Annotated in this window: 26 protein-coding genes; 6 read left to right on the forward strand and 20 right to left on the reverse strand. The window is 68.0% G+C overall.

The window, feature by feature from the left end:
• Positions 1 to 7: 7 nt before the first annotated feature.
• Entirely contained in the window at positions 8 to 805 is a 798-nt protein-coding gene (locus AC5LXK_RS17860; RefSeq protein WP_493392810.1) for an aminoglycoside phosphotransferase family protein, read from the reverse strand.
• A 240-nt stretch (positions 806 to 1,045) separates the two neighbouring features.
• Between AC5LXK_RS17860 and AC5LXK_RS17865 the strand changes: the two genes are divergently transcribed.
• Positions 1,046 to 3,163: a penicillin-binding protein 1A gene (locus AC5LXK_RS17865; RefSeq protein ID WP_493392811.1), complete on the forward strand. Its 2,118-nt coding sequence runs from the start codon at positions 1,046 to 1,048 to the stop codon at positions 3,161 to 3,163.
• 8 nt (positions 3,164 to 3,171) lie between these two features.
• The gene (locus AC5LXK_RS17870) at positions 3,172 to 3,783 is read left to right on the forward strand and encodes a trimeric intracellular cation channel family protein (protein ID WP_493392812.1); all 612 of its coding nucleotides are present in this window, start codon (positions 3,172 to 3,174) and stop codon (positions 3,781 to 3,783) included.
• Positions 3,784 to 3,804: 21 nt separating this feature from the next.
• Here AC5LXK_RS17870 and AC5LXK_RS17875 read toward each other — a convergent pair whose 3' ends face one another.
• From AC5LXK_RS17875 to AC5LXK_RS17920, 10 genes are all read right to left on the reverse strand, one after another.
• Entirely contained in the window at positions 3,805 to 4,179 is a 375-nt protein-coding gene (locus AC5LXK_RS17875) for a VOC family protein (protein WP_493392813.1), read from the reverse strand.
• A gap of 88 nt (positions 4,180 to 4,267) precedes the next feature.
• Entirely contained in the window at positions 4,268 to 5,089 is an 822-nt protein-coding gene (locus AC5LXK_RS17880; protein ID WP_493392814.1) for a heme ABC transporter ATP-binding protein, read from the reverse strand.
• A 19-nt stretch (positions 5,090 to 5,108) separates the two neighbouring features.
• Complete coding sequence (locus AC5LXK_RS17885) at positions 5,109 to 6,197, reverse strand: FecCD family ABC transporter permease (protein ID WP_493392815.1); 1,089 nt, start codon at positions 6,195 to 6,197, stop codon at positions 5,109 to 5,111.
• A gap of 15 nt (positions 6,198 to 6,212) precedes the next feature.
• Positions 6,213 to 7,130 (reverse strand): heme/hemin ABC transporter substrate-binding protein, encoded by a 918-nt coding sequence (locus AC5LXK_RS17890; protein WP_493392816.1) that lies wholly within the window; start codon positions 7,128 to 7,130, stop codon positions 6,213 to 6,215.
• Positions 7,127 to 8,218: a hemin-degrading factor gene (locus AC5LXK_RS17895; protein WP_493392817.1), complete on the reverse strand. Its 1,092-nt coding sequence runs from the start codon at positions 8,216 to 8,218 to the stop codon at positions 7,127 to 7,129. The genes AC5LXK_RS17890 and AC5LXK_RS17895 overlap by 4 nt, the downstream gene beginning before the upstream one ends.
• 49 nt (positions 8,219 to 8,267) lie before the next feature.
• Positions 8,268 to 10,535 (reverse strand): TonB-dependent hemoglobin/transferrin/lactoferrin family receptor, encoded by a 2,268-nt coding sequence (locus tag AC5LXK_RS17900; protein ID WP_493392818.1) that lies wholly within the window; start codon positions 10,533 to 10,535, stop codon positions 8,268 to 8,270.
• Between the two features lie 238 nt (positions 10,536 to 10,773).
• A complete protein-coding gene (locus AC5LXK_RS17905) occupies positions 10,774 to 11,001 on the reverse strand; it encodes a hypothetical protein (protein ID WP_493392819.1) in 228 nt (75 codons plus the stop codon).
• A gap of 186 nt (positions 11,002 to 11,187) precedes the next feature.
• Complete coding sequence (locus AC5LXK_RS17910) at positions 11,188 to 11,571, reverse strand: DUF6232 family protein (RefSeq protein WP_493392820.1); 384 nt, start codon at positions 11,569 to 11,571, stop codon at positions 11,188 to 11,190.
• A gap of 124 nt (positions 11,572 to 11,695) precedes the next feature.
• The gene (locus tag AC5LXK_RS17915) at positions 11,696 to 11,956 is read right to left on the reverse strand and encodes a DUF2866 domain-containing protein (RefSeq protein WP_124860320.1); all 261 of its coding nucleotides are present in this window, start codon (positions 11,954 to 11,956) and stop codon (positions 11,696 to 11,698) included.
• Positions 11,957 to 12,164: 208 nt separating this feature from the next.
• Entirely contained in the window at positions 12,165 to 13,322 is a 1,158-nt protein-coding gene (locus AC5LXK_RS17920; protein WP_493392821.1) for a porin, read from the reverse strand.
• A gap of 310 nt (positions 13,323 to 13,632) precedes the next feature.
• Here AC5LXK_RS17920 and AC5LXK_RS17925 point away from each other — a divergent pair, with 310 nt between their 5' ends.
• Positions 13,633 to 14,439 carry a MetQ/NlpA family ABC transporter substrate-binding protein gene (locus tag AC5LXK_RS17925; RefSeq protein ID WP_493392822.1) on the forward strand — a complete coding sequence of 269 codons (807 nt, stop codon included), beginning with the start codon at positions 13,633 to 13,635 and terminating at the stop codon, positions 14,437 to 14,439.
• Between the two features lie 137 nt (positions 14,440 to 14,576).
• Here AC5LXK_RS17925 and AC5LXK_RS17930 read toward each other — a convergent pair whose 3' ends face one another.
• The 4 genes from AC5LXK_RS17930 to AC5LXK_RS17945 all read right to left on the reverse strand — a co-directional run bounded on the left by AC5LXK_RS17930 (position 14,577) and on the right by AC5LXK_RS17945 (position 18,862).
• A complete protein-coding gene (locus tag AC5LXK_RS17930; protein ID WP_493392823.1) occupies positions 14,577 to 15,692 on the reverse strand; it encodes a succinylglutamate desuccinylase/aspartoacylase family protein in 1,116 nt (371 codons plus the stop codon).
• Between the two features lie 226 nt (positions 15,693 to 15,918).
• The gene (locus tag AC5LXK_RS17935) at positions 15,919 to 16,701 is read right to left on the reverse strand and encodes an ABC transporter substrate-binding protein (protein ID WP_493392824.1); all 783 of its coding nucleotides are present in this window, start codon (positions 16,699 to 16,701) and stop codon (positions 15,919 to 15,921) included.
• A gap of 226 nt (positions 16,702 to 16,927) precedes the next feature.
• Entirely contained in the window at positions 16,928 to 17,848 is a 921-nt protein-coding gene (locus AC5LXK_RS17940) for a LysR family transcriptional regulator (RefSeq protein WP_493392825.1), read from the reverse strand.
• A 66-nt stretch (positions 17,849 to 17,914) separates the two neighbouring features.
• Positions 17,915 to 18,862 (reverse strand): GlxA family transcriptional regulator, encoded by a 948-nt coding sequence (locus AC5LXK_RS17945; protein ID WP_493392826.1) that lies wholly within the window; start codon positions 18,860 to 18,862, stop codon positions 17,915 to 17,917.
• A gap of 107 nt (positions 18,863 to 18,969) precedes the next feature.
• Between AC5LXK_RS17945 and AC5LXK_RS17950 the strand changes: the two genes are divergently transcribed.
• Together AC5LXK_RS17950 and AC5LXK_RS17955 are read left to right on the forward strand one after the other, a co-directional pair.
• Positions 18,970 to 19,278: a DUF3817 domain-containing protein gene (locus AC5LXK_RS17950; protein ID WP_493392827.1), complete on the forward strand. Its 309-nt coding sequence runs from the start codon at positions 18,970 to 18,972 to the stop codon at positions 19,276 to 19,278.
• The gene (locus AC5LXK_RS17955) at positions 19,275 to 19,676 is read left to right on the forward strand and encodes a CopD family protein (RefSeq protein WP_493394097.1); all 402 of its coding nucleotides are present in this window, start codon (positions 19,275 to 19,277) and stop codon (positions 19,674 to 19,676) included. The genes AC5LXK_RS17950 and AC5LXK_RS17955 overlap by 4 nt, the downstream gene beginning before the upstream one ends.
• A 10-nt stretch (positions 19,677 to 19,686) precedes the next feature.
• Here the strand turns inward: AC5LXK_RS17955 and AC5LXK_RS17960 are convergent, their stop codons facing one another.
• From AC5LXK_RS17960 to AC5LXK_RS17970, 3 genes are all read right to left on the reverse strand, one after another.
• Positions 19,687 to 20,280 carry a hypothetical protein gene (locus AC5LXK_RS17960; protein ID WP_493394098.1) on the reverse strand — a complete coding sequence of 198 codons (594 nt, stop codon included), beginning with the start codon at positions 20,278 to 20,280 and terminating at the stop codon, positions 19,687 to 19,689.
• A gap of 216 nt (positions 20,281 to 20,496) precedes the next feature.
• Positions 20,497 to 21,885: an NCS2 family permease gene (locus tag AC5LXK_RS17965; protein WP_493392828.1), complete on the reverse strand. Its 1,389-nt coding sequence runs from the start codon at positions 21,883 to 21,885 to the stop codon at positions 20,497 to 20,499.
• 543 nt (positions 21,886 to 22,428) lie between these two features.
• Positions 22,429 to 23,106, reverse strand: coding sequence for a TetR/AcrR family transcriptional regulator (locus tag AC5LXK_RS17970; RefSeq protein ID WP_493392829.1), 678 nt, complete (start codon positions 23,104 to 23,106; stop codon positions 22,429 to 22,431).
• Between the two features lie 48 nt (positions 23,107 to 23,154).
• Between AC5LXK_RS17970 and AC5LXK_RS17975 the strand changes: the two genes are divergently transcribed.
• Positions 23,155 to 23,820 carry an O-methyltransferase gene (locus AC5LXK_RS17975; protein WP_493392830.1) on the forward strand — a complete coding sequence of 222 codons (666 nt, stop codon included), beginning with the start codon at positions 23,155 to 23,157 and terminating at the stop codon, positions 23,818 to 23,820.
• A 122-nt stretch (positions 23,821 to 23,942) separates the two neighbouring features.
• Here AC5LXK_RS17975 and AC5LXK_RS17980 read toward each other — a convergent pair whose 3' ends face one another.
• Together AC5LXK_RS17980 and AC5LXK_RS17985 are read right to left on the reverse strand one after the other, a co-directional pair.
• On the reverse strand, positions 23,943 to 24,461 hold the full coding sequence (locus tag AC5LXK_RS17980; protein WP_493392831.1) for a DUF3455 domain-containing protein: 519 nt from the start codon (positions 24,459 to 24,461) through the stop codon (positions 23,943 to 23,945).
• Positions 24,462 to 24,605: 144 nt separating this feature from the next.
• Entirely contained in the window at positions 24,606 to 25,568 is a 963-nt protein-coding gene (locus AC5LXK_RS17985; RefSeq protein ID WP_493392832.1) for a cyclase family protein, read from the reverse strand.
• Positions 25,569 to 25,579 lie beyond the last annotated feature (11 nt).

Consider the following 25,579-nt stretch of genomic DNA (forward strand, 5'->3'; position numbering starts at 1 on the left):
TTCGCGGCTACAGGCCGAGTGCCGCCGCGGCCAGCGCCGCGACCTGCAGCCGCGTGTCGGGCGGCAGGTCGTCTTCCATCAGCCACACGGCCGACAGGCCCGACCACGCGAGAATCCATTGCAGCAGCCGGCGTCGGTCGAGCTGCGCGGCGTCGGTCACGAGCGTGACGCGCCGCTCGAAATGCGCGGGATCGACCGCGATGTCGTGCGCGGGATTGCAGAACAGGTTCGCGTAGTCGAACGTGCGCTCGCCGCGCAGCCCTTTCGGATCGATCGCGCGCCAGCCGCGATCGCCGAAGTGGAGAATGTTGTCGTGATGGATGTCGCCGTGGAGGATGACTTCGTCGGCGGGCGGCTCTGCCAACAAAGCGCGCGCGGTGACTACCGAGTGGCGCAGCGCGTCGTTGCCCGCGTCAGTCGACAGCAGCGCATGGAACCAGTCATGCAGCGGCACGACCTGCGCAGGTGGCTGCGGCGCGCGATGCGCATGCAACCGCGCAACGACGTCGCACGCGATGCGCATCGTGTCGTCGTCATGCCCCGATGCCGACAACGCGGCCAGCGACGGCGCCGGTTGCGCGCGTTCGAGCAGGATCGCGTCGCTGTCGTGCTGCCACACCTGCGCGGCGCCTTGCCCGTTCCACCAGGCCATCAATGCGTTGCCGCGCCGCTCTTCGTCGCACGTGGCGACCTTCAGCATCGCGGGCCGCGTGTGCCAGACGACCGGCAACAGGCCGCCGCTTGCGGTCAGGAGCGGGCCACCGTCGGGAACGAGGCCCCACAGGTCGAGGTATCGATCGAACATCCGTCGATGGTACAAGCGAACCGGATCGCGTGCCGCGCGCGTTGCCGCGACGACATGCCGCAGGCCCGTGCGCGCTGCGTGAACGGGCCGTCGCGCGCTTTCCTAAATAAAATTTAGCCAGCCAAACTTTGGCTAAAGAATGTTCCGGTTTCGGGCTATCCCTTCGACAATGCGCGCCTTCCGTGACGGTCGGCGCCTATCGCGCGCCGGCCGTCGCGGGCACTGAAGAAGGAGCCTGACATGACCGACCCTACCGCCCACACTCCGCCGCAACCCGCACCACCGCGCCGCCGCCGCGTGTGGCGCACGCTCGCGGGTGCGCTGCTCGGCCTGACGCTGGCATGCGCCGGCATCGGAGCATGGACGATCGATCGCATCTGGTCGCAACTGCCGTCCGTCGAACACCTGGCCGTCTATCGCCCGGCGCTGCCGCTGCGGATCTTCTCGCGCGACGGCGACCTGCTGGCCGAATACGGCGTCGAGCGGCGCGAGTTCGTGCCGCTCGAACGCATCCCGCCGCTGATGCGGCACGCGCTGCTCGCGGCCGAGGACGCGAAGTTCTACGAGCACGGCCCGGTCGATGTCGGCGGCCTCGCACGCGCGACGTTCGCGAACGTCGTGACGGGGCAGCCGGGGCAGGGCGGCAGCACGATCACGATGCAGGTCGCGCGCAACTTCTACCTGACGCGCGACAAGGTGCTGAGCCGCAAGCTTGCCGAGATCCTGATGGCAGCCAAGCTCGAACGCGAATACAGCAAGGACAAGCTACTCGAGCTGTACATGAACGAGATCTACCTGGGCGAGCGTGCATACGGCTTCGCGGCCGCAGCGCACGTGTATTTCGGCAAGCCGCTCGACGCGCTGAGCGCGGGCGAGGCGGCGGTGCTCGCGGGGCTGCCGAAGGCGCCGTCCGCGTTCAACCCGGTCGTCAATCCGGCACGCGCGACCGCGCGGCGCAACTACGTGCTCGGCCGCATGCATGCGCTCGGCCAGCTCGACGACGCGACGTATCGCGCGGCCGTCGACGCGCCGATCGCGCTGGCGACCACGCCGCCGCCCGGGATCATCGCGGCGCCGTACGTCGCCGAGCGTGCGCGCCGGATGATGGTCGAACGCTTCCACGACGACGCGTACACGCTCGGCCTCGACGTGACGACGACGATCTCGATGCGCGACCAGCGCGCGGCGGAAGCCGCGCTCGACCGCACGCTGAGCCGGCAGCCGCGCGCGAAGCGCGATGCGCGCAACGGGCTCGAAGGTGCGCTCGTGTCGCTCGATGCGGCAACCGGCGACATGCTTGCGCTGGTCGGCGGCGCGGACTTCAACCGCAACGTGTTCGATCATGCGCTGCAGGCATACCGCCAGCCGGGTTCGAGCTTCAAGCCGTTCGTCTATTCGGCGGCGCTGGAGAAGGGCTATTTCCCCGGCGTGCTCGTCGACGATACGCAGCGCACGCTCACGCGGGCGGAAACCGGCGCGCAGCCGTGGCGTCCGCGCAATTTCGGCAACCGCTACGAAGGCTTCATCCCGGTGCGGCGCGGGCTCGTGCGCTCGAAGAACCTGGTCGCGGTCAGCCTGATGCAGGCCACCGACGCGCGCTACGTGCAGCAGCACGCGGTGCATTTCGGCTTCGACGCGCAGCGCAATCCGGCATCGCTGCCGCTCGCGCTCGGCGCGGGCGCGGTGACGCCGCTTGAACTTGCCAGCGCATACAGCGTGTTCGCGAACGGCGGCACGCGGATGGAGCCGCGGCTGATCCTCTCGGTGAAGCAGCGTCATGGCGGCGCGATGTACGAGGCGACCACGCCGGCGGGCGGGCGCGTGGTGTCGGCGCGCAATGCGTTCGTGATGGACAGCATGCTGCGCGACGTCGTGCGGGCCGGCACCGCGCGCGGCGCGCTCGCGCTGCGCCGCGACGACGCGGCCGGCAAGACGGGCACGTCGAACGGATCGAAGGACGTGTGGTTCGCCGGTTACTCGTCGGGCATCGTCGCGGTTGCGTGGCTCGGCTACGACACGCCGCGCCCGATGGGGCGCGCGACCGGCGCGACGCTGGCGCTGCCGGTCTGGCTCGACTACATGAAGACGGCCGTCGACGGGCGCACGCCGGTCGATACGACGCCGCCGCAGGACGTCGCGCTCGTCGACGGCGACTTCGTCTACACCGAATACACGCGCGGCACGTGCACGACCGACGTGCCGGCCTACATCCGCAGCCGCTTTGCATGCGGCGGCGCGCTGGCAACCGATGCGCCGGATGCGCAGGGCGACGGCGGCAGGCACGACGAACCGATGCCGGCTGCCGTCGACGCGGCAGAGCGCGAACGCGTGCTCGACCTGTTCCGGACCGACGACTGACACGCGCCATGCATACGCTTTATCTGATTGCGATCGTCGCGGAAGCGATGTCGGGGGCGTTGATGGGCATGCGCCGCGGGATGGACCGCTTCGGGCTCGCGCTCGTCGGCGCGGTGACGGCGCTCGGCGGCGGCACCGTGCGCGACGTACTGCTCGGCCACTATCCGCTCGGCTGGATCGCGCATCCCGAATACCTGGTGATCACGCTGGTCGCGGCGACCGTCGCGTCGTGGGCGGCACGGCACGTCGCGCGGATGAAGACGCTGTTCGTCACCGTCGACGCGATCGGCCTCGCGGCGTTCACGATCATCGGCTGCGACATCGGCGCGTCGACCGGCACGGCGCCGATCATCGTCGTGCTGGCCGGCGCGATCACGGGCGTGTGCGGCGGAATGCTGCGCGACCTGCTGTGCAACGAGATGCCGCTGATCCTGCGCGAGGAGCTGTATGCGAGCGTCGCGTTCGTCACGGGCGCGCTGTATGTCGGGATGCAGCATCTCGGCATCGACGCGGGCATTGCGACGATCGTCGCGCTGACGGCGGGATTCTCGATGCGGATGCTGGCGGTGCGGCTGGGGTGGAAGATGCGGACTTTCGGCGCGGCGGACGTCGAGCATTGAGCGCCGTTCGCGCGCCGGCATTCAGTCCGGTTGCATCACCTGGAAGACGTTGCCTTCGGGGTCGAGGCCGTCGTACATCGTGTACGGAAACCCGTCGTAGCGCTTGAGGTCGCGTACGGTCACGCCGTCGGCGGCCAGCCGGTCGCGATGCGCATCGACGCCCTGGTCGATCGAGAAGACGAACTTCACGTGACTCGATTCGGCGCGCGTGGACACTGCGTGCCGGAACGCCGGGCCGGCAAGATGCAGCGCCAGCTCGATGGCGCCCGCGCGGAGCACGACCCACTCGTTCTCGATCTCCTCGACGATCGGCAGATCGAAATAATGTCGGTAGAACGCCTTGAGCGAAGCGACATCCTGGACATACAGGATGATGCGGGTCATCGAAAGCGGCATGCAGGTCTCCTTGAAAGTTGATTCGAACGCTGGAGCGGACGACGCCCGGCGGTCGGTACTACCCGGCACGAACGCAATGCACCGGCCGCTATGCCGGCACCATCACGGGCGGCGCACCGTCGCCGGTCTCCACCATCTTCACCGCGAACCCGTAGCACTGCGCGATATGCGCGGGTGTCATCACGTCGCGCGGCGTGCCGTGCGCGACGATCGTTCCGTCGGCGAGCATCGCGATCGTATCCGCGTGCCGCGCGGCGAGGTTCGGATCGTGGACGATCGCGAGCACGCCGAGCTGCCACTCGCGTGCGACCGCACGCACCGTATCGAGCAGCCGGTGCTGGTGCGCGAGGTCGAGCGCGGCGGTCGGTTCGTCGAGCAGCAGGTAGCGTGGGCCGCCTTCCGTCGCATCGTCGTCCGGCCATAGCTGCGCGAGTACGCGGGCGAATTGCACGCGCGCGAGTTCGCCGCCCGACAGCGTCGTGACGTCGCGACCGACGAGCGCATCGGCGCCCGCACGTTCGAGCGCGTGCCACGCGATCTCGCGATCGCGGTGCGACGTGGCACCGCTGTGCCGCGCATGCGGATAGCGGCCGAGCAGCACGATTTCGTCGACGCTGAACGGGAAGGCCGGCTGTGCGGACTGCGGCAGCACCGCGCGCAGGCACGCAAGCCGCGGCGCGTCGATGTGTGCGAGCGGTTCGCCGTTCAGCGTGATGTCGCCCGTCACGCGTACGCCGTTCGGCGCGACGCTGCCGGTCAGTTCGCCGGCAAAGGTTTTCAGCAGCGTGCTCTTGCCCGCGCCGTTGCGGCCGAGCAGCGCGGTCACGCGGCCGGGTTCGATCGACAGCGACAGGTCGCGCAAAATCGCGTTGTGCCGCCGGGCGACGTCGAGGTGGTGGGCAGTCAGCATGGTCGTCGTGAAGAAAGGATTACCCGCCGAGCGCGCCGCGATTCTTCCACAGCAGCGCGAGGAAGAACGGCGCGCCGAGCAGCGCGGTCAGCACGCCGAGCGGAATTTCGGCGGGCGCGGCGATCGTGCGTGCGGCAAGATCGGCCGCAAGCGTCAGCAGCGCGCCGAGCAACGCGGCGCCGGGCAGCACGATGCGCTGGTCGGGGCCGCATGCGAGCCGCACGCAATGCGGCGCGACGAGCCCGATGAAGCCGATGATGCCCGCGCACGAGACGAGTGCGCCGACGGCAAGCGCGACCGCGACGAGCACGCGCCGCTTCAGCCGCTGCACGGGCACGCCGAGATGCAGCGCTTCGGTTTCGCCGAGCTGCAGCGCGTTCAGCGCGTCGCGTTCGCGCGCGAGCAGCACGCAGCCGATCGCGACGCACGGCGCGACGGCCGCCAGCGCGGACCATTGCGCGCCGCCGAGGCTGCCGAGGCTCCAGAAGGTAAGCGAGCGCAGCTGCGCGTCGTCGGCGACGAACGTGAGCAGCCCGATCGCCGCGCCGACCAGCGCATTGATCGCGATGCCGGCGAGCAGCAGCAACGGCAGCGCGAGCCGGCCGCGCGACGCGGCGAGCCGGTAGACGAGCGCCGCGACCGCGAGCGCGCCGGCAAACGCCGCGACGGGCAGCGCGGCGGCGCTTGCGTGGGCGGCAAAGAGCGCGGGGCCGAGCACGATCATCGTCGTCGCGCCGAGCGCGGCGCCGCTCGATACGCCGACGAGCCCCGGATCGGCGAGCGGATTGCGGAACAGCGCCTGCATCGCGGCGCCGGTCGCGCCGAAGCCGCCGCCGACCAGCAGCGCGAGCACGACGCGCGGCGCACGGATATCGAACAGCACCGCGCGCGCCTGCTGCGCAGCCGCATCGCCGGTCAGCGCGGCCCAGGCTTCCGCGAGCGGAATGCGGTACGCGCCGACGCACAGCGCGACGACGGACATCGCGCACACGAGCGCGGCCAGCGTGGCCAGTGCGAACGGTGCGAAGCGGCGCGACGTACCGACGCGCGCGGCGCCGGAGCGCGACGCGGGCGACGGTGCGGGGAAGGACGAAGCATGAGCGGGCATCGGGTCGATCCGGAATCAGGCGAGCGCATCCGACAGGCGTCGGTGCAGGGTCGTGACGGCGAGCGGCAGACGCGGGCCGAAGCCGAGCAGGAACAGTGCGTCGAGCGACACGACGCGCTGCGCGCGGCCGGCCGGCGTCGCGCCGAAGCCGGGCGTCGCGAGCAGCGCGGCGCGACCGCCGACGGCGGTCAGCCCTTCGTCGGAGATCAGCACGATGTCGGGCGCGGCAGCCGCGAGCGCCTCGGTCGTCAGCGGCTTGTAGTGATCGAAGCCCTGCATTGCGTTGCGCGCTCCCGCGTAGCGGATCATCGCGTCGGCAGCCGTACGCTGGCCGGCGACGAGCGCCTGGTTGCCGGTGTGGTTGAGCACGAACAGCACGCGCGGCGGCTGCGCGCCGCCGGGTGTGCGCGCGGCGACCGCATCGCGCGCGGCCTGCCAGTCGCGATCGAAACGTTGCAGCAGCGCGGCGCCGGCATCGCGCACGTCGAGCGCCTGCGCGATGCCGGTGATCTTCGCGCGCACCGATTCGACGTCATGGCGTTCGTTGAAAGTCGTGACCGTGACGCCGGCGCTTTTCACCTGCGCGATCGCCGCGGGCGGGCCGGCTTCCGCCGACGCGAGCACGAGATCCGGCCGCAGCGACAGCAGCCCTTCGGCCGACAGCGCGCGCTGGTAGCCGACCTTCGGCAGGCGCTTCGCGGCGTCGGGGTACGTGCAGGTCGTGTCGGCGCCGACGAGCCGGTAGCGCGGCGTCTCGGCGCCGCCGAGCGCGAACGCGGTTTCCGCGAGCGCGCCGCCGATCACGACCACGCGCTTCGGTGTGGCCGCCGCCACCTGCGCGAGCACGCTGCCGGGCAGCGCGCCCGCGAGCGCACCGGCCGCCGCGCCCGCCAGCACCGCGCGGCGGCGCGGATCGAACGGCCGCGCGCTCATCGTGCATCCTCGCGTGCGGCCGCCGGCAGCGTCGCGACGAGCGCGCGCCAGTCGTCGCGTTCGACCTTGCCGGGCTTGCGCTCGCCGAACAGTAGCGCGACGTGGTCGCCCTGCCGGTCGAACAGTTCGAGCGACGTGACGATGCCGTCGCTCGTCGGTTTCTTCACGACCCAGGCGGCGGCGATCAGGTCTTCGCGCACGTGCAGGTTGAAGCCCGGATCGAGCACGTTGATCCACGCACCGACTTCACGCACGTTCGCGACGGGGCCCGTATGGATCTGGATCATCCCCGCGTTGCCGACGAACACCATGATCGGCTGGCCGCTTTGTGCAGCCTGTTCGAGCACGTGACGCAGCGCATGCGCGGTTTCGACCGGATACGCATATTGCGGATCGGCGAGACGCAGCGCCTGCATGCGGCTCACGCCGAAGCGCTGCGTGATGCCGAAGAACTGGTGCGTGTCGGTCATCGCGTCCCACGCGGCGCGGAAGCCCGCGACGTCGATCTCGGTGTCCGCGCGCTCGGGCGCTTTCGGCGCGGCGGGCGCGACCTCGAGGCCGGGCTCCTGCGACGGTGCGCGCCAGCGTTCGACGAACGCGTCGTACGCGGCGTGATCGCTGTGCGCACGCAGATAGACCTTGTGGATCGCATGGCCCTGCGCATCGAAGAACTGCAGGCTCTTCAGCGGGCCGTGTGCGGTCTCGTCGCGCACCGCGAACGCCGACACCCAGTGGCGATAGAAGATGCGCAGGTCGATGTCGCCGAGGGCAAGGCCGACGGGGCCGTCGTGGCTCATCTGCGCATATTCGCCGTCCTTCTCGTGGACGGCCGTGTCGTTGCGCGTCAGCGCCATCACGCGGCCGAGGCGCGGCATTTCCTCGAACATCGCCGGGAAACGCGCGTCGAGCCGCACGACGTGCTCGCCGACGAATGCGGCGAGCGCCTCGCCTTCGCTGACGCCGAGCGCCTGCGCGACGTCGCGGTTGCGCAACTGGCGTTCGGTCTTGAGCTTGATGAACGCGTCGCGCAGCGCGGCGGCCGCGCGGGCCGGCGTGGCGGATTGACCGGGAAGGGCGGATTGCATCATGTCGGACTCCTTCAAGTAACGGTTGGGGTGGTTGCGCGGGCGACGCGCATCAGAAATCCACTTTCATGCTGACGGCGACCGTGCGCCCGGGCGACGAATACGCATCGAGCACCTGCGAATCGGCCGCGATGCCGCGCACGTCCGACCAGTTCCAGTACTTGCGGTCGAACAGGTTGCGGATGCCGATCGTCGCGCTCACGTGCTTGTTGAAGCGGTAGCCGCCGCGCAGGTCGACGACGAACGACGACGGCGGCGTGAAGCACGCCTTGTTCGAGCAGTCGGACTTGTCGATGTCCTTGTCGCGTTTCGCGGCCTGGAACAGCAGGTCGGTCTGCACGTACCAGCGTTCGCTCGGCTCGTAGCGCACGCCGAACACGGCCGAGAACGGATTGACCGTGTTGAGCGGCTGGCTGGCCGCGCCGTCGTTCTGCGTCGAGCCCTTCGTGAACGCCATCGCCGTCTTCAGCGTGATGCCGTTCGGCATCACCCACTCGGCGCGGCCTTCGAGGCCGTGGATGCGCGCGTCGGCGAAGTTCACGTACTGGAATACGAACGGGTCGGCCGGGCGGCCGCTGCCGGCGATCGTCGTGCGCGAGATGAAGTTGCGGTAACGGCCGGTGAACGCGGCCGCGCTGTAGCGCACGACGCCGTAGCCGGTGCCCGCCTTGCCGCGCAGGCCGGCTTCGAACGTGTCGCTGGTTTCGGGCTTCAGGTTCGGATTGCCGATCGACGTATAGCCGTACACGGGATTCGAGAAGCTGCTGTTCACCTGGTCGGGCGTCGGCGCACGGAATCCGTGTGCGTACTGCACGTACGGAATGATCGCGGGCGTGATCTCGTAGAGCACCGCGACGCGCGGCGACAGTTCGTTCGCGCTGGTCGATACGGCCTTGCCGGTGAACAGCGGATCGTTCTCGGTCGGGCTCAGCCGGTACGTGTCGAAGCGCAGGCCCGGCGTGACGAGCAGGCGGCCGTAGCCGATCTGATCCTGCACGAACGCGCCGAACAGCGTGTAGTCGGTGTCGGGAAACGCCTTGTTCGGGAACGCTTCGCCGACGCCCGGCACCGTGCCGTCGCGCATGTTCGTCACGCGCGACAGGCTGCCGTCGACGCCATACAGCAGCTTGTGCGCGAGCGGGCCGGTCGCGAAGCCGCTCTCGGCGAACGCGGAGCCGCCGAACGTACGCTCCTTGTACTGGTTGTCGCGCGAGCGCGAAGGCGTCTTGCCGCGCGTCTCGAACGCGTACTGGTCCTGCTTCGCGTCCTGGTAGTAGAACTGCACGTGCGCGGTCTGGAACCAGCGGAACGCATCGTCGCGGAAGTCGTAATCGACGCTGAAGCGGTTGCGCTCGAGCCGGTCGTAGGTCGTGAGGCCGAGCGTGGTCGGCGGATTGATCGCCGACAGCACGTCGGTGCTCACGCGCCGCTGCACCGTTTCGGCGGTGAACTTGAACGTGTCGCGCGTCGTGGGCGTCAGCACGAGCTTGCCGAGCAGGGATTCGGAATAGACGTCCTGCGGATTCGACGTCGTGCGCAGCGTGCTCGCCGAGTTGTTGCTGCCGCGCGTGTCGACCTCGTGGCCGCGCCGGCCGTCGGCGATGATCATCCCCTGGATGCGGTCGTTGCCGCCCGCGGCCGACACGGTCGCGCCGATGCTGCGGTCGGTCGAGTCGTAGCTCGGCCGGAACGAGAAGTAATAGGGCTTGTTGTAGACCGACAGCAGGTCGCGCGGGTCCTTCGTGATGAAGTTCACCGCGCCGGTCAGGCCGTCGCTGCCGTACAGCGCCGACGCCGGCCCGCGCAGGATCTCGATGCGCTTGAGCGTGTCGAGATCGGCGTAGTCGCCGCGGCCCGCTTCGAGCGGGCCGAACGAGAATGCGTTCGGCAGGCGGATGCCATCTTCCATCAGCAGCACGCGATTGCCTTCGAGGCCGCGGATGTTGATGCTCGAATCGCCGTCGCGGCCGCCGCCGAGCGCGGCGCTGCCGGGCCGGTACGCGGTGCGGCGCACCGTGACGCCCGGCTCGTAACGCAGCGCGTCCTTGATGTTGGTGGCCTGCTGCTCCTCGAGATCCTCGTCGGTGATCACCGACACGGACGCCGCGGTGCGGCTGGCAGCGGTGGCCGTGCGGGTGGCCGTGACGGTGACGGGGTCGAGCAGTGCCGCATCGCCGCGCGTGGACGCGGCAATGAGGACGGCAGAAGGCGGAGTGGCGCCTTGCGGCGACGAATCGGCGTGAGCCGGGGCGGCGGACAGGCCGAACGCGCCGAACAGCGCGGCACAGATCGGCCGCCGCGCCAGCGTATAGCAATGCACAGGTGGTCTCCCATTGACGATAACAAGCCCGAAGGCTGGCTGGGTGACGCGTTCACCTGGCTGGCCCGTTTGCGCGCGGCATGCGGCAAACGGCGAATTGAAAGGCAACTGACAACTTTAACAGTGTAAATGAGAATTATTATCAATACAAGGTTGAACGATGGCGCGTGCGGGCGAGCGCTCACCTGCGCAGCTTGGACGCGCTGCGGCGGGGAATTCGGGAGGCAGGCCCTGGGGCCTAGGCCAGCGCTTCGATGCGGATCAGCAGGTTGCGTGCATGCGTGATGAACGCATCGTGCGTCGCACGATCGGTGTGGCTTTCGAGGCCTGCCTGTTCGGCGAACGCGATCTGTTCAGTGTAGAGATCGACGAGCGCACGGCGTGCGTCAGGGGGAAGCGCGCGGATCATCGACACGATCAGCAACTCCTGCGCGCGAAGCATGCCGGACAGCGACTGGACGTTCATGCTGGCCTCCTCGGACGATGCGGCGGCGAGCCGCTCTTTCCATACTAGGCGGTCGGCGTCCGTCGTGGAGGCGAGGTGCGTGCGACGAGGCGGGCGGCACGCGATTCAAAGGGCATGCCGCACGCGCGGCACTCGCCGCGTGCGTGCGGCCCGCGCGAGCCGAAGCGCGCAGGGAGGCGAACGGATTCAGCCGGCCGCGGTGGCCGCCCGCGCATCGCGCACGACCTGCGCGACGCGTTCGACGAACTCGGCGTCGGCGCTTGACAGCGCTTCGCGCTTGCCGTCGGGCATCTCGACCATCAGGCGGTACGTGATGTCCTGCGTGCCCCACGCGAGATAGCCGACGACGACGAGCATCACGCCGACGACGAGCGCGGCGCTCGATGCGCCGATGCCGCCCGCGATGGCGACCGCCGCGCCGATCAGCGAGATCAGCGACGGGACGAGACGGTTCTTCGGAATCTTGACGACATCGACCTGGCGGATGTCACGCAGTGCGAATACCTGCCCGGCGGCCGACAGGCCGTTGCGCGTGACCATGACGCCACGTTCGTTGAATGCGTTTTCCATCGTGTGTTGCGTGGACGAAAACGCGCAGCGTAGCAGGTTTCGTTGTCGCGTCAAACGAGACCGACTGCCGCACGATGCGTGCGGCAGGGCCGAAAGACGGGAAGCGGGTGGCGGGGGAACGCGTTCAGAACTGCAACTGGCCGTCGCCGTAGAGCCGGCCCGGCACGTGCGATGCGACGACCTCGGCGATCTCTTCGTCGGTCGATTCGGCCGGCACGATCTGGCGCCGCGCGGGCGCGTCGAGGTGCATCGTCCACTCGACGAGACGATACGGGCGGCCCCAGGGCCGCTGCATTTCAACCGAGACGCGGCAGCTCTGGACCGGCAGCGAGTGTTGGCACGTCAGAATCGCGTGCAGATGGCTGAAAACGGTATCTTCGATCATCATGGCCTCCGATCCTGTCTTGTGGGCAATCGATGGCGGCGCCGTCGGCATGTCTAAAAAAAAAGCCGCCGATGCTCAGGCGGCCAACAGGGGGGGTGAGAGCATCCTCTCAGCCCAGAATTAAGCGAAACTTAAAAGCCCATAAAAAAGCGCCCCGCGTGGAGCGGGGCGCTTCTTGCCGTCGTGATCCGCGAGTTAAGCGGATGCTTTAGAACTTGTGACGGATACCGATACGTGCGGCGATCTGGTTCTTCGAACCCGTGCCCGACGTATTGAAGTAGCTCGTGCTCGAGCCGATCTGCGCTTGCACGCCCTTGCCCGATGCCTGCTGGTACACGACCAGGCCGTACACGTCCGTACGCTTGCTGAGTGCGTAATCGGCGATACCGTTGACCTGGTTCCAGTGCCACGAGTTGCCGCTCTGCGTCGCGTTCGTGTACGTGTAGCCGAGGCCACCCGACAGAGCCGGCGTGAACGCGTACTTCGCACCTGCTTCGTACGCGTTGTAGAACGTGCCGCCCGCGCCCGAAACGGTCGAGAACTGCGTACGCGTCCACAGCAGCCATGCCGTTGCCGGGCCCCAGACGTAGCGGCCGCCGACGCCGTACGTGCGCAGGTCGCGGACGTTGCCCGTGCTGATGTTGGCGATCGTCGTCGAGAATGCCGGCGTCGACTGGCTCGGGAAGCGGATGTCCGTGTACGCTGCGCCGACCGAGATCGGGCCGTTCGCGTAGTTCAGGCCGAAGCTGTATGCGCGCGACGAGCCTGCGGTCGTCGTCGTGCCCGACGTCGTCGCGGCTGCGCCTGCGAAGTCGGTCGAGTTCGAGAAGCCGTACAACGCGCCGAACGTGAAGCCCGAGTAGTTCGCGCTCTGGAACTTCACGGCGTTGTTGATGCGGCTCGACGTGAGCTGGTCGATGTCGTTCACGTGGTACGCGTAGTTACCCGCGACCGTGTTGCCGCCCGTCGAGTAGTTCGAACCGAGGATGTCGGTCGAGAACGAGTACTGGCGGCCGAACGTGACCGTGCCGTATTGCGACTGGCTCAGGCCGACGTAAGCCTGGCGACCGAAGATCGCGCCACCCTGGCCGATCGTGCCGTTGCCGCTGTTGAAGCCGTTTTCGAGCACGAAGATCGCCTTCAGGCCACCGCCGAGGTCTTCGGTGCCGCGCAGGCCCCAACGGCTGCCCTGGGCAACGCCGTCGTCATACTTGAACAGCTTGCCCGTACCGCCGTTGGCGGTCTTGCTGTGGTTCACGTAGCTGATACCGGCATCGATGACGCCGTACAGCGTCACGCTGCTTTGTGCATGTGCCGTGCCGGCCGTTGCTGCCAGGACGGCGATGGTCAACAGTTTCTTGTTCAAAGGATTCTCCGAGCGAATAAATGGCGTGTCCAGTTGCGGTTCCGGCGCTCTCTATGGGCGCTTTCACGGACCGGCGGCAACTTTATCGGCGGGCCACGTAATGAATATGACAGCGACTGTCATATGAAGAATGTGTGGTGCCGATGCGACACTGAATTCTGCCCGGTTGCGCTATCGGGGGTTATACCGAATTCGCGTGTCGTTCGATCCCGGTCAGGAATATGCACATGAAATAAGCTTGGTTGGTGGTGTTCGGGCCCCGTGCCACGATCCGTGCTCCAACAAACGACACGGGACAAGAGGACACCACATGCGACGTTCGATCCTGACCGGCCTCGGCGCACTCGCCGCGGCGCTGGCCTTCGCGGCGCCCGGCGCGCACGCCGACCCGCAAACGCTGAAGATCGGCACGATGAGCGGCCCCGACGCGCAGATCTGGACCGAAGTGACGAAGGTCGCCGCGCGCGACGGCCTCGCGATCAAGGTCATCGAATTCAACGACTACGTGCAGCCGAACGCGGCGCTCGATTCGGGGGATCTCGACGCGAACGGCTTCCAGCACCAGCCGTTCCTCGACAGCCAGATCAAGCAGCGCGGTTACAAGATCGTGAACGTCGGGCTTACCTATACGGCGCCGATGGGCTTCTATTCGAAGAAGATCAAGTCGCTGAAGGACTTGCCGGCGGGCGCGAAGGTCGGGATCCAGAACGATCCGTCGAACGGCAACCGCGCGCTGTTGCTGCTGCAGAAGTACGGGGTGATCAAGCTGAAGGCGGGCGCGGGCACGAACGGCGTGAACGCGACGCCGCTCGACGTCGTCGAGAACCCGAAGAAGATCAAGATCGTCGAACTCGACGCCGCGCAGCTGCCGCGCGCGCTGCCCGACGTCGATGCCGCATCGATCAACACCGACTACGCGGTGAAGGCGGGGCTCACGCCGGTGAAGGACGCGATCGCGATCGAGGATCTGCGCGGGCCGTACGCGAACCTGATCGCGGTGCGCGCGCAGGACAAGGACAAGCCGTGGGTGAAGAAGCTCGTCGCGGCCTATGAATCGGACAACGTGCGCAAGTTCATCGACCAGAAGTTCGGCGGCGCGATCGTGCCGGCGTTCTGATAGGCCCTCACGCGTACCGGAGGCCGGTGGTGTAGATCGTCACGCGTCGACGGCCTGGAAAGCCAATCGCCCGCGCAAGCGGGCGATTTCGTTGGTGCGTGCGATGCGCGCCGTGGCCCGGCGCGCGGGCAGGTCGCTCAGGCCGACAGCAGCGAGCCCGTGCGGATCGCGGTCGCGCCGGCGATCCGCGCGACTTCCATGCCGGCCGTCGCGAAGCGCACGATCTGGCGCGCGTACAGCACGCCAGACACGCTGCTCTTCAGCGTGACGACGCGATCGGTCAGCGGATCGATGATGTCGGCCACGGCCTGGCCGGCCTCGATCATCACGCCGACCGGCGTGCGGAACACGATCACGCCCGACACGGGCGCGACGAGCGGATCGGTGCCCGCGAGCGGCGTGGCCGGATGCGCGAGCGGCGGCAGCGGCGCCGGCGTGCCTTCGACGACGCCGCGCTCGGTCAGGTATTCGACGATCGCCTGTGCATCCTTTTCGGCGAACTCGTACGACACGTCGCGCTCGCTGCGCAGTTCCACCGTGACGGAAATCGCGCCGTTCGGGATCGGGAAGCGGTCGCCGAAGCGGTTGCGCAGATCCGACCAGCAGAAACTGTGGATCTCGTCGAACGGGTTGCCGACCGAATTCAGCGCGAGCAGCGACGCCTGCGCGTCGAGATAGCGCGACAGCGGCTCGACGTCCGGCCACAGGTCGGGGTTCGTGTAGAGGTGCATCACCGCATCGCTGTCGCAATGCAGGTCGAGCACGATGTCGGCGTCGTACGACAGCTTCTGCAGCGCGAGGCGCTGCGATTCGAGCTCGGTGCGCGGCGTCTGTTCGTCGAGTGCTTCGCGCATCGCGGCGCGCACGACGGCGAGGTTGCGCTGCGCGTCGTTTGCGAGGCGGTTTTCGATACGCGACAGCACGAGTGCCGCGAGATCGTAGAAGTTGCGGTTGAAGTTCTGCATCGAGCCGAGCTCGAAGCGACCGAGGTGATCGCCGAACACGTGCTGCGACAGGCCGATCGGATTCGGCACGGGCACGATGACGACTTCGCCGCGCAGCTTGCCGGCCGTCTCGAGCGCGGCGATCTTGCGGCGCAGCAGCGTGGCGACCAGCATGCCGGGCAGTTCGTCCGCGTGCAGCGACGACTGGATGTAGACCTTCTTGCCGCCGCGCGGGCCGTAGTGGAAGCTCGTGATCTGGCGTTCGGTGCCGACGGCGGGGGAAATCAGCGGATGGGTCTGCGTTTGCATGATGAGGGGAGTGCGGCGCAGCCGCGAATGATCCGTGTGCGTGGAAGATCGATTGTACGTTGCCTTCCTCGCCGCCATCAAACCGGCGCCAGGACACGCGGTTTTTCGTTGAGAATCATCAGGTTGGCGCGGAAAAAATAGCGTTGTCCATGCCGTGCGCGCAAAAAAAACGGGCTCCTTGCGGAGCCCGTTTGCGTCGCAGCGCGGTGCGCGCTGGCGTGCCGTATTACTTGCCGTAGACGTCGAAATCGAAGTACTTCTTCGCGATCTTCGCGTACGTGCCGTCCTTGCGCATGCCGGCGATCGCGCCGTCGATCTTCGCCTTCAGGTCGGTGTCTTCCTTGCGCAGGCCGATGCCGGCACCTTCGCCGAGCGTCTTCGGATCGTCGAGATCCTTGCCGGCGAAGTCGAAGTTCGCGCCGCGCGGCGTCTTCAGGAAGCCGATCTCGGCCTGCACCGCGTCTTGCAGCGCGCCGTCCAGACGGCCCGAGATCAGGTCGGCGTAGACCTGGTCCTGGTTCTGGTAAGGCACGACGTTCACACCCTTCGAGGCCCAGTACGTCTTCGCGTAGGTTTCCTGGATCGTGCCCTGCTCGACGCCGATCGACTTGCCCTTCAGCGATTCGGCCGTCGGCATCAGGCCGGCGCCCTTCTTCGTGACGAGGCGCGTCGGCGTGTTGAACAGCTTCGCGGAGAACGCGATCTGTTCCTGACGCGCCGGCGTCATCGACATCGACGACAGCACGCCGTCGAACTTGCGGGCCTTCAGCGCCGGGATCATCCCGTCGAAGTCGTTTTCGATCCACACGCACTTCGCGTTCATGCGGCGGCAGATTTCGTTGCCGAGATCGACGTCGAAACCCACAACCTTGCCGTCAGCGCCTTTCGATTCGAAAGGCGGGTAGCTTGCGTCGACGCCGAACCGCACGGTCGTCCAGTCCTTCGCGTATGCGCTGCCGGCCGACACGGCCAGCAGGGCGACGGTCACAGCCGCAAGAATCTTTTTCACTCGGTGACTCCTCGTTTTGTTCGATGGGTGCGCGGTTGTGCCGCGCCGTAAGCCTTCGGCCCGCCGCGGCTTCGCGTCGGACTGTCCGTTTCGCCCGCCCGATGCGGGCGCGCGACGTGCGCAAGATTATCAAGACAAAATGCCGGCAGGGCGCCTAGTACAAGCCCCGATACCGGGCCCGGCGGCGGCGCGTTGCGGGCGCTGCCGTTTCACACACTGGAACGATTCAACCGAGCGTTTCGTTGACCGCGCGCTGCAGGCACGCGACGAAATGCGAGACGGCCGGCGTGGGCAGCAGGTCGCGCCGCGCGATGATCGACAGGTCGAAGCGCGGCATGCTTTCGTCGAGTTCGGCCGTGCGGATGCCGAGCGGCGCGACCATCTCGGCGAGCGGGCGCGTGAAGCAGCCGATCACGTCCGAGCGCGCGACGAGCCCGAGCGTCACCGCGAACGACATCGGCGATCGCAGCAGGCGTTTCGGCAGCGGCAGCCCGTGCGCCTCGAACATCCCGACCATCACGCTGTGCGGAAACTGCTCGGCGCCGACGGTGACGATCCACTCGGCGTCGAGCAGTTCCTCTAACCGGCGCGCATGGGCGAGCGGGTGGCCTTCGCGCATCACGACCGTGAATTCGGTCGACAGCAGCGGCAATTGCGTGAAATCGCGGTCGAGCGCGGGCACATGGTGCATCGCAGCGATATCGAGCGTGCCGTTGCGCAACTGTGCGAGCGCGTCGGGCACCGTCACTTCCTCGAGATGCAGGCTCACGTTCGGCATCGACTGCCGGAACGCCGTGACCGCGTGCGGCAGCGCGGTCAGTGCGATCGACGGCATCGTGCCGACCGCGACACGGCCCGACATCTCGCCTTTCACCTGCTCGACGGCCTCGACCGTGCGGCGGATGTCGCCGAGCAACTGCTCGGCGCGCGGCAGCAGCGCCTGGCCGCAGGCGGTCAGCTCGACGCCGCGCACGCTGCGCACGAGCAACTCCGCGTTGAGCGCCGTTTCGAGTTCGCGGATCGTATGCGTGACCGCGGGCTGAGTGACGCCGAGCTCGCGCGCGGCGGCGCGCAGGCTCTTGTGATGCGCGGCGGAGACGAACGCCTGGAGCTGCGCGATGTTCAGGGGGTTGCGGATGCGGGTCATCGGTCGGGTCCGGTTGGCGCGAAAGGGGCGGCGGGTCGGGGTTTCAGGTCGGGGGCCTGCGGGACGTCATGCGCCGGCGCGTGCGCGGAACGCCTGGCGATAGCGTTGCGGCGACGTGCCGACGATGCGCGCGAACCGCTCGCGAAACGCGGTGACCGAACCGAACCCGGCTTCCGTCGCGACATGTTCGATCGACAGCTCCGTCACCTCCAGCAACTGCTGCGCGTGCCTGACGCGCGCGGTCTGCAGCCATTGCCGCGGCGACGTGCCCGTCTGCTCCTGGAAGCGCCGTGTCAGCGTGCGCACGCTCGTCGACCCCTTGCGCGCGATCGCATCGAGCGTGAGCGGCTTGCGCAGGTTCGCGTGCAGCCAGTCCATCAGGTCCTGCAGCCCGTCGCCGCCGGCCGGCCACTCGGGCGCGATGAACTGCGCCTGCCCGCCTTCGCGCACGCGCGGCGCCACCGCGGCGCGTGCGGCGTCGACGGCCACCGCCGCGCCGTAGTCGGCCTGGATCATGTGCAGGCACAGATCGAGGCCGGCCGCCGCACCGGCCGAGGTGAGGATCTGCCCGTTGTCGACGAACAGCACGTTCGGATCGACGTCGACACCCGGGTAGCGGCGCGCGAGTTCGGCGGCCGCGAGCCAGTGCGTCGTCGCGCGCAGGCCGTCGAGCAGCCCGGCTTCCGCGAGCACGAACGCGCCGCTGCAGATCGACGCGATCCGGCAACCGCGCGCGGCTGCGTCGCACAGCGCCGCGATCACGCGACGCGAGGTGGGCGCGAGCGGCACGGACGTGCCGGGGACGACGATCGTGTCGGCCTCGGCAAGCGCGTCGAGACGAAACGGCGGGCGCAGCTCGAACAGGTCGCCGGCGACGCGCGGATGCTCGCTGCATACGCGCACCCGGTACGGCTGTGCGACGTCGGGTGCGCGCACACGCGCGAACGTGTCGCATGCGACGCCCAGATCGAACGGGACGACATCGGGCAAAGCGAGAACGGCAACCGTGTGCATGGCGTTCGTGACCGTGGCCAGAATCCGTCGAAAGATGTCATTCTAGCCAATGGCTCGAACCGGCACCACACGCGACAATCGCCGTGAACCCACCCGGAGCCGTGTCGATGGAACAAGACGATCGCAACGCATTGCGGAACCTGCAGTACCTGTCGTTGCTGGAGACGACCACGCTCGTCGTGCTGGTGTGCGTGGCCGTGCCGCTCAAGCACCTGGCCGGCTATCCGGTCGCGGTATCGGTCATGGGCCCGGTGCACGGCATCGCGTTCGCGATGTACGTGTGGGCGGTCGTCGGCACCGCGTCGAGCGGGCTGTGGAGCCGGGGCGAGGTCGCGCGGCTCGTGCTGTCGGCCGTCGTGCCGTTCGCGGGGCTGGCGAGTGCGGGATGGATCGCGCGCAAGCGGCACGCGCAATGATCTACCTGATGCTGAAGACCGTGCACGTGATCGCCGTCGTTACGTTCGTCGGCGGGCTGCTGATGTTGTCCGTCGGCGTCCGGATCGCGAACCTTGCCGTGCAGCGCGCGGTGCGGCGCTGGGATCGCACGGTGACGGTGCCCGCGCTTGCGCTCGTGTGGATCGCGGGGATCGCGCTCGCGCTGAGCGGCCACTGGTTCGGCGCGGCGTGGTTGTCGGTGAAGCTCGCGATCGTCGCCGCGCTGTCGGTGCTGCACGGGATTCTGACCGGCACGCTGCGGCGCATGGAACGCGACGATCTCGTCGTCGTGCCGGCGCCGTGGCTCGGACAGGCGGCGGGCGCGGTGATCGTCGCGACGGCGATCGCCGTCGGGCTGGCCGTCATCAAGCCGTTCTGACGGGGCGACCTCAGGCCAGCGCCATCTCGACCGCCGCCAGCGTGCGGCGCCGGATCCAGCCGCTCCCGAGCCGGATCGCGAGCCAGTACGGCGTGAACAGCCAGCGCGTGCGCGCGGTCGGGCAATGAATGAAGGTTTCGGTGCGCAGGATGTGCGCGCCCGAGGCGAGCCCGACGACCTCGAACCGGAGCACCAGCTTCGCATCGCGCGGGTCGTCGTGCCGGACGAAGGCGGCGGCATCGGCGATGGCGCGCACGTCGGGCGTGGGGCGCCAGAAGCGTCCGACGAGGCCGAGCGACAGCGACGTGTCGTCGCGATGGAGCAGCGTGAACGTGTCGAAGCCGAAGCGCGCGCGCCCGGCGCGGGCAGGGCTGTTGCGAAGCGCGCCGGCAACGGCAGCGGGGAATTCGCGCACCATCATCAGCGCGTCGATGACGGGATCGGCGCGCATGTCGAGCGACGCGACGGCATCGATGATGCGCGCGGGCGGCGCGTCGATCGGCTGCGATTCATGCACTTCGTGGAAGCCGAACGACGGTATGAACGGCGGCTTGCGCGCCGAGGTCCGGGTGCTCGATTCGGAGACGATGCCGAGCGCGTTCATCGCGGCTCCTGAAGGGGCAAAGCGCGATCGTAGCACCGGGCGCGAATGCGCGTCGCGCCGTTTCCGCGACGCAGCGTCACGCTGCACCGCACCAACAAAAAAAGCCTGGAAACTCGCGTTCCCAGGCCTGGAGACCATCAACGATGATGGTGGAGGAGACGTCGTCGTCCCGATGCGCGCCGCCCTTCTGCAGGCGACGTCGCGCATGTCCCGCGGTCAGATGGCCCAGCCGCCGAGATAGAAGGTGACGAGCACGGCCGCGATGAGCACGGTGCCGACGTTGAGCTTGCGGAATTCGCCGCTGGCGATGCGGCCGATCACGAGCGTCGAGAAGCCGAGCATGATGCCCGTCACGATGTTCGCGGTCAGCACGATGAACACCGCGCACACGAGGCCCGACATCGCGTCGACCATGTCGTCCATGTGCAGCTTGCTCACGCTGCTGAGCATCAGCAGGCCGACGTACATCAGCGCCGGTGCGGTGGCGTACGACGGCACGAGGCCCGCGAGCGGCGAGAAGAACATCACGACGAGGAACAGCAGGCCGACCACGGCGGCCGCGAGGCCCGTCTTCGCGCCGGCGGCCACGCCGACGCTCGACTCGATGTAGGCTGCCGCCGGCGCGCCGCCGAGGAAGCCGGAGAAGATCGAGCTGATCGAATCGGCGGTCAGTGCGCGGCCGCCGTTGATGATGCGGCCGTTCGCGTCGAGCTGGCCGGCCTGGCCGGCGACTGCGCGGATCGTGCCGGTCGCGTCGAACACGGCGGTCATCACCAGCGCCAGCACGCTCGGCAGCACGGCCATCGACAGCGCGCCCTTGATGTCCATCGCGCCGATCAGCGACGCATGGCCGGGTGCGCTCAGCGACGGCAGCGCGAAGATGCCGTGGTACTTCACGCTCGGATCGAAGATCAGGCCGAAGATCGAGATCGCGATCACGACGAGCAGGATGCCGCCCGGCACGCGACGCTTCTCGAGGCCGAAGATCGCGGCGAGGCCGACGACCGACATGATGACCGGGAGCGACGTGATCTGGCCGAGCGAGACCGGCAGGCCGGCGCCCGGGTTCTTGATCACGAGGCCGACGTCGTTCGACGCGATCAGCAGCAGGAACAGGCCGATGCCGATGCCCGTGCCGTGCGCGACGCCCGCGGGCAGGTTGCGCAGGATCCACGAACGCACGCCGGTGACCGAGATGCCCGTGAACACGAGGCCCATCAGGAACACGGCGCCGAGCGCGACCGTCGGATGCAGGCCCTTGCCGAGCACGAGGCCGAACGCGGTGAACGCGGTCAGCGAGATCGCGCAGCCGATCGCGATCGGCAGCTTGGCCCACAGGCCCATCAGCAGCGAGCCGAACGCGGTGGTGAGGCAGACCGCGACGAACACGGCGCTCGTGTCGAAGCCGGCCTTGCCGAACATGCCGGGCACGACGAACACGGAATAGACCATCGCGAGGAAGGTGGTGACGCCGGCGACGATCTCGGTGCGCTGCGTGCTGCCGCGCGACGAAATGCCGAAGTACCGGTCGATGACTCCCTTGGTGCCAAAGTCAGTTTCTGCCGAGCCGACGTCGACCGTCGACTGCACCGGGGTATCACTCATGAGCTTGCTCCTTTATCAGCATGCTGAAACGGCCCGTAGCGAACCGTCGTCAGGGTGTCTCGTATCTATCTAGTTGGGATTTGTCGGCAACGTCGTGGGGACGAATGACGCGTGATTCGTGTCGTTACGTGCGAATCGAAACGATCGCGAGGGTGTCGCGTCGTGCGACGCGTTGTGGAGTCGACCCCGTCACGTGTGCTTTGCCGTAGCGAAGGTTAGGCGAGCCGCCCATCACGTCCCATCGGGGAAAGAGCATGCAGCGCATGTCTCAGCGCTTATATCGGCCTGCAACGGGGCTTCGTTGCGAAGACACGCGTGTATACGCCTAGTTTGAATCCGTTAAGGCGACTATTTGAATGCGGGGTCGGCGGGCAGGGCAGGAGCGGGTGAGCCATTGAATCTTACAAATGTATTTCATTGGGGTGGTGCACGCGCATGCTGGCGGCGTCGCGCGACGCGATGCGCGGCCGCGCGCACGCGGCACCCGGATGATACCGGTGCCGCGCGCCGGCTGCGCCCGCGCGCGTTCCGGCCCTCGTCGCATCAATCGCGCGAAAGCTGCGCGAGGTACGCGCAGAACATGTCGGCCATCGCGGCGGAATAGGCGTCGATTTCCGCCGGCGTGCGCGGGGTTTCGGAGAACACCTTGCCGCCCGACGTGAGCGTCGTCAGGATCAGCTCGCACGCGAGCGCATGCGTGGCGTCGGACACGCCGGGCAACGCTTCGCGCATGAACGCGCTGAAGGCCCGGTTGCCGTCGGCCCGCGCTTCCCGTGCCTCGGGGGCGTCGCGATAGAGGGGCGCGGCGTCGTCGAGCGCGATGCGCATGCTTGCCTCGTCGCATTCCGAACGGATGAACGCACGGACGGCGACGCGCAGCCGCTCGGGCGGCGTCTTTTGCGGGTCCTGCAGGATCCCGCACAGCATCTCGTACGTCTGCCGCCATTCGTCGTGCTGCAGCCGGAACAGCACGGACGCCTTGTTCGGGAAGTACTGGTACAGCGAGCCGACGCTCACGCCGGCGCGCTCGGCGACACGCGCCATCGTGAAACGCTGCGCGCCTTCGGTCGCCAAAACCTGAATAGCGGCCTGGAGGACGTCTTCGACGAGACGGGTCGAGCGCGCCTGCCGAGGCAGCTTGCGCGTGGCGATCGGGGCGTTGCGGCGGTCGGTCATGGGCGGTTTGCCAATGCGAATAGTAAAACCTGAATAGTTCGTCATATTCTAGTCGGGCGCACTGACGCACTCAACCTGATCCTGGAGATCCGCATGACCACCCTGATTCACGACCCGCTGGCGTCGCTGCTCGCGCGCCTGTTCGACGAAGCCGATGCGTCGTCGCCCGCGACGAGCCCGGATTTCGCCGGCGTATCGCGCGACGAGCAAGCGCGGCTGATGCGCAGCAAGACGGACTACATCGAGCTGTATGCGCGCCTGAAGGACTATCCGCTTCCCGTGTCGCGCGAGACGGGCACGTTGTTGTACATGCTCGCGCGCAGCGGCGGTGCACGGACGATCGTCGAATTCGGCACGTCGTTCGGCATTTCGACGCTGCATCTCGCGGCCGCGCTGCGCGACAACGGCGGCGGCCGGCTGGTCACGAGCGAATTCGAGCCGTCGAAGGTCGCGCGTGCACAGGCGAACCTGGTCGAGGCCGGCCTTGCCGATCTCGTGGAGATTCGCGAGGGCGATGCGCTGCGCACGCTGGCCGCCGATCTTCCCGATTCCGTCGACCTGTTGCTGCTCGACGGTGCGAAGGCGCTGTATCCGGAAATTCTCGCGCTGGTCGAGCCGCACCTCAGGGCGGGGGCGTTCGTCGTGGCCGACAACGCGGAATACAGCCCCGACTACCTCGCCTACGTGCGCGCGCCGGAACACGGCTATCTGTCGGTGCCGTTCGGCGGCGACGTCGAGTTGTCGATGCGGATACGCTGAACAGCCGGAACGAAGGGCGCGACGATTTCACGCTTCCGTTCCTGAAAGACAGGATAACTGATTGAATGGAGGCGTGATGGAAGGCGCCGGGACGATGCCCGGTGCCTGCGGCGCCGCGTACGTCACTTCAGGAACACGTAGCGTGCGAAGTACGGGAAGCGGCCGACCGCATGCTCGGTCGTGCACGTCGTGGCCGGCGGCGTGCCGCCCGCCGTGTCGAGCCGCTGCACGAAGTGCACGCCGGCGAGCGTGCCCGTGGCGGCCGGCGTTGTCGCGAGCAGCAGTTGCGGAATGCTGGCCGGGTGCATGCTCGGTGCTTCCGCGAGTTTCTTGCCGGTGATGCGGCTGCCGTCGAGCGTTTCCCATGACGGCCCGGCGCCGTGCCGCACGACGAGCGTGCCGCTATCGTCGAACAGCATCGCCTCCGGGCGCTGGAAGGCCCACGCGAGCCGGTGTTCGGCATCGTATTCGCACGAGTAGATCTGCACGCCGGTCGCGGTGGTCGACAGCACTGGCGTGGCCGGCGCCGGCGGCGTGAGGCCGGAAGCCTCGTCAGCCTGTGCAGGCGCGGTGAACGTTGCAAGGGAAAGACTGGCCGCGAGGGCCAGCAGCATGTCGCGCAGGGGGAAGCGGCTTGGCATGGCGGTGCGTCCTTTCAGGTCGGGTGACGGTCGTGCTCGTGCGGAGTCAATCGCGTCAACGTTAGACGCCGAATGCGCAGGCTGCAATTCGGAAATGACAATCGCGGCGATAGCGGCCGCGATTGTCGGGGGACGGATGCGCGCTCAGCGGATCGCGACCGGGTTGATGTTGACCTGCGTGGAGCCGACGTACAGCGGCTGGCCGAGCACGAACAGGAATTCCCACGCCTTGTCGCGTACCAGCGCGCGGCTGTCGATCAGTTCCAGGTTGTAGATGCCGCGCTTCGCGAGCATGTACTGGTTGATCGGGAATTCGTCCTGCGTATGCGGATTCGGATAGACCTCCGACGCCCACGTGTCGCCGCCGAATGCGACGATCCCCTGGTCGGCGAGCCACTTCGCGGCTTCCATGCCGATGCCGGGCTCGACTTCGAGGAACTGCTTGTTGTCCTTGCCGATCAGCTCGAGCCAGCCGGTGTTGAACAGCACGACGTCGCCCTTGCGCAGCGTCAGCCCTTCCTTCTTCAGCACGGCCTGGATGTCGGCGACCGTGAACTCGGTGCCGCCCGGCACGACCGGCTTGCCGTAGTAGGCGGTCATGTCGAGCACGACGCCGCGCGTGACGATCGGCGGCACCTTCTCGACGCCGAGCTTCTTCACGCCGTCGACGGTCACGAAATCGGCCGCCTGGTTGCCGTTGTAGTACACGTTGTCGATGCCGATGTGGCCGATGCCGTTGAGCTGCGTGCCGACGCCGGTCCACGCGTTGACGAGTTCGTCGTTGAACGTGAACTTGTTCGGGCCGAGGCTCTTGCCGGCCTGCTGGCCGACCTGCACGTTGTACAGGCGGAAGCTGCGGTGGCGGAACGCCGGCAGGTTCTTGTCCACCGGCACGGCCAGCGGATAGGTCTTGCCGGCTTTCACGAGGCCGACCGCCTGCTTGATGACGTCGGGCGTCAGCAGGTTGGCCGCGCCGATTTCGTCGTTCGCGCCATAGACGGACGGATACCAGTCGGCCGCCGGTGCGGACGGCGCGGCGTGGGCAGCCTGCGCGGCCGCGAACGGCAGGATCGCGGCGAGCGCGAGCCGGGCGAGCGTTGCTTTCATGTGGGACTCCA

The sequence above is a fragment of the Burkholderia pulmonis genome, assembly GCF_984667975.1.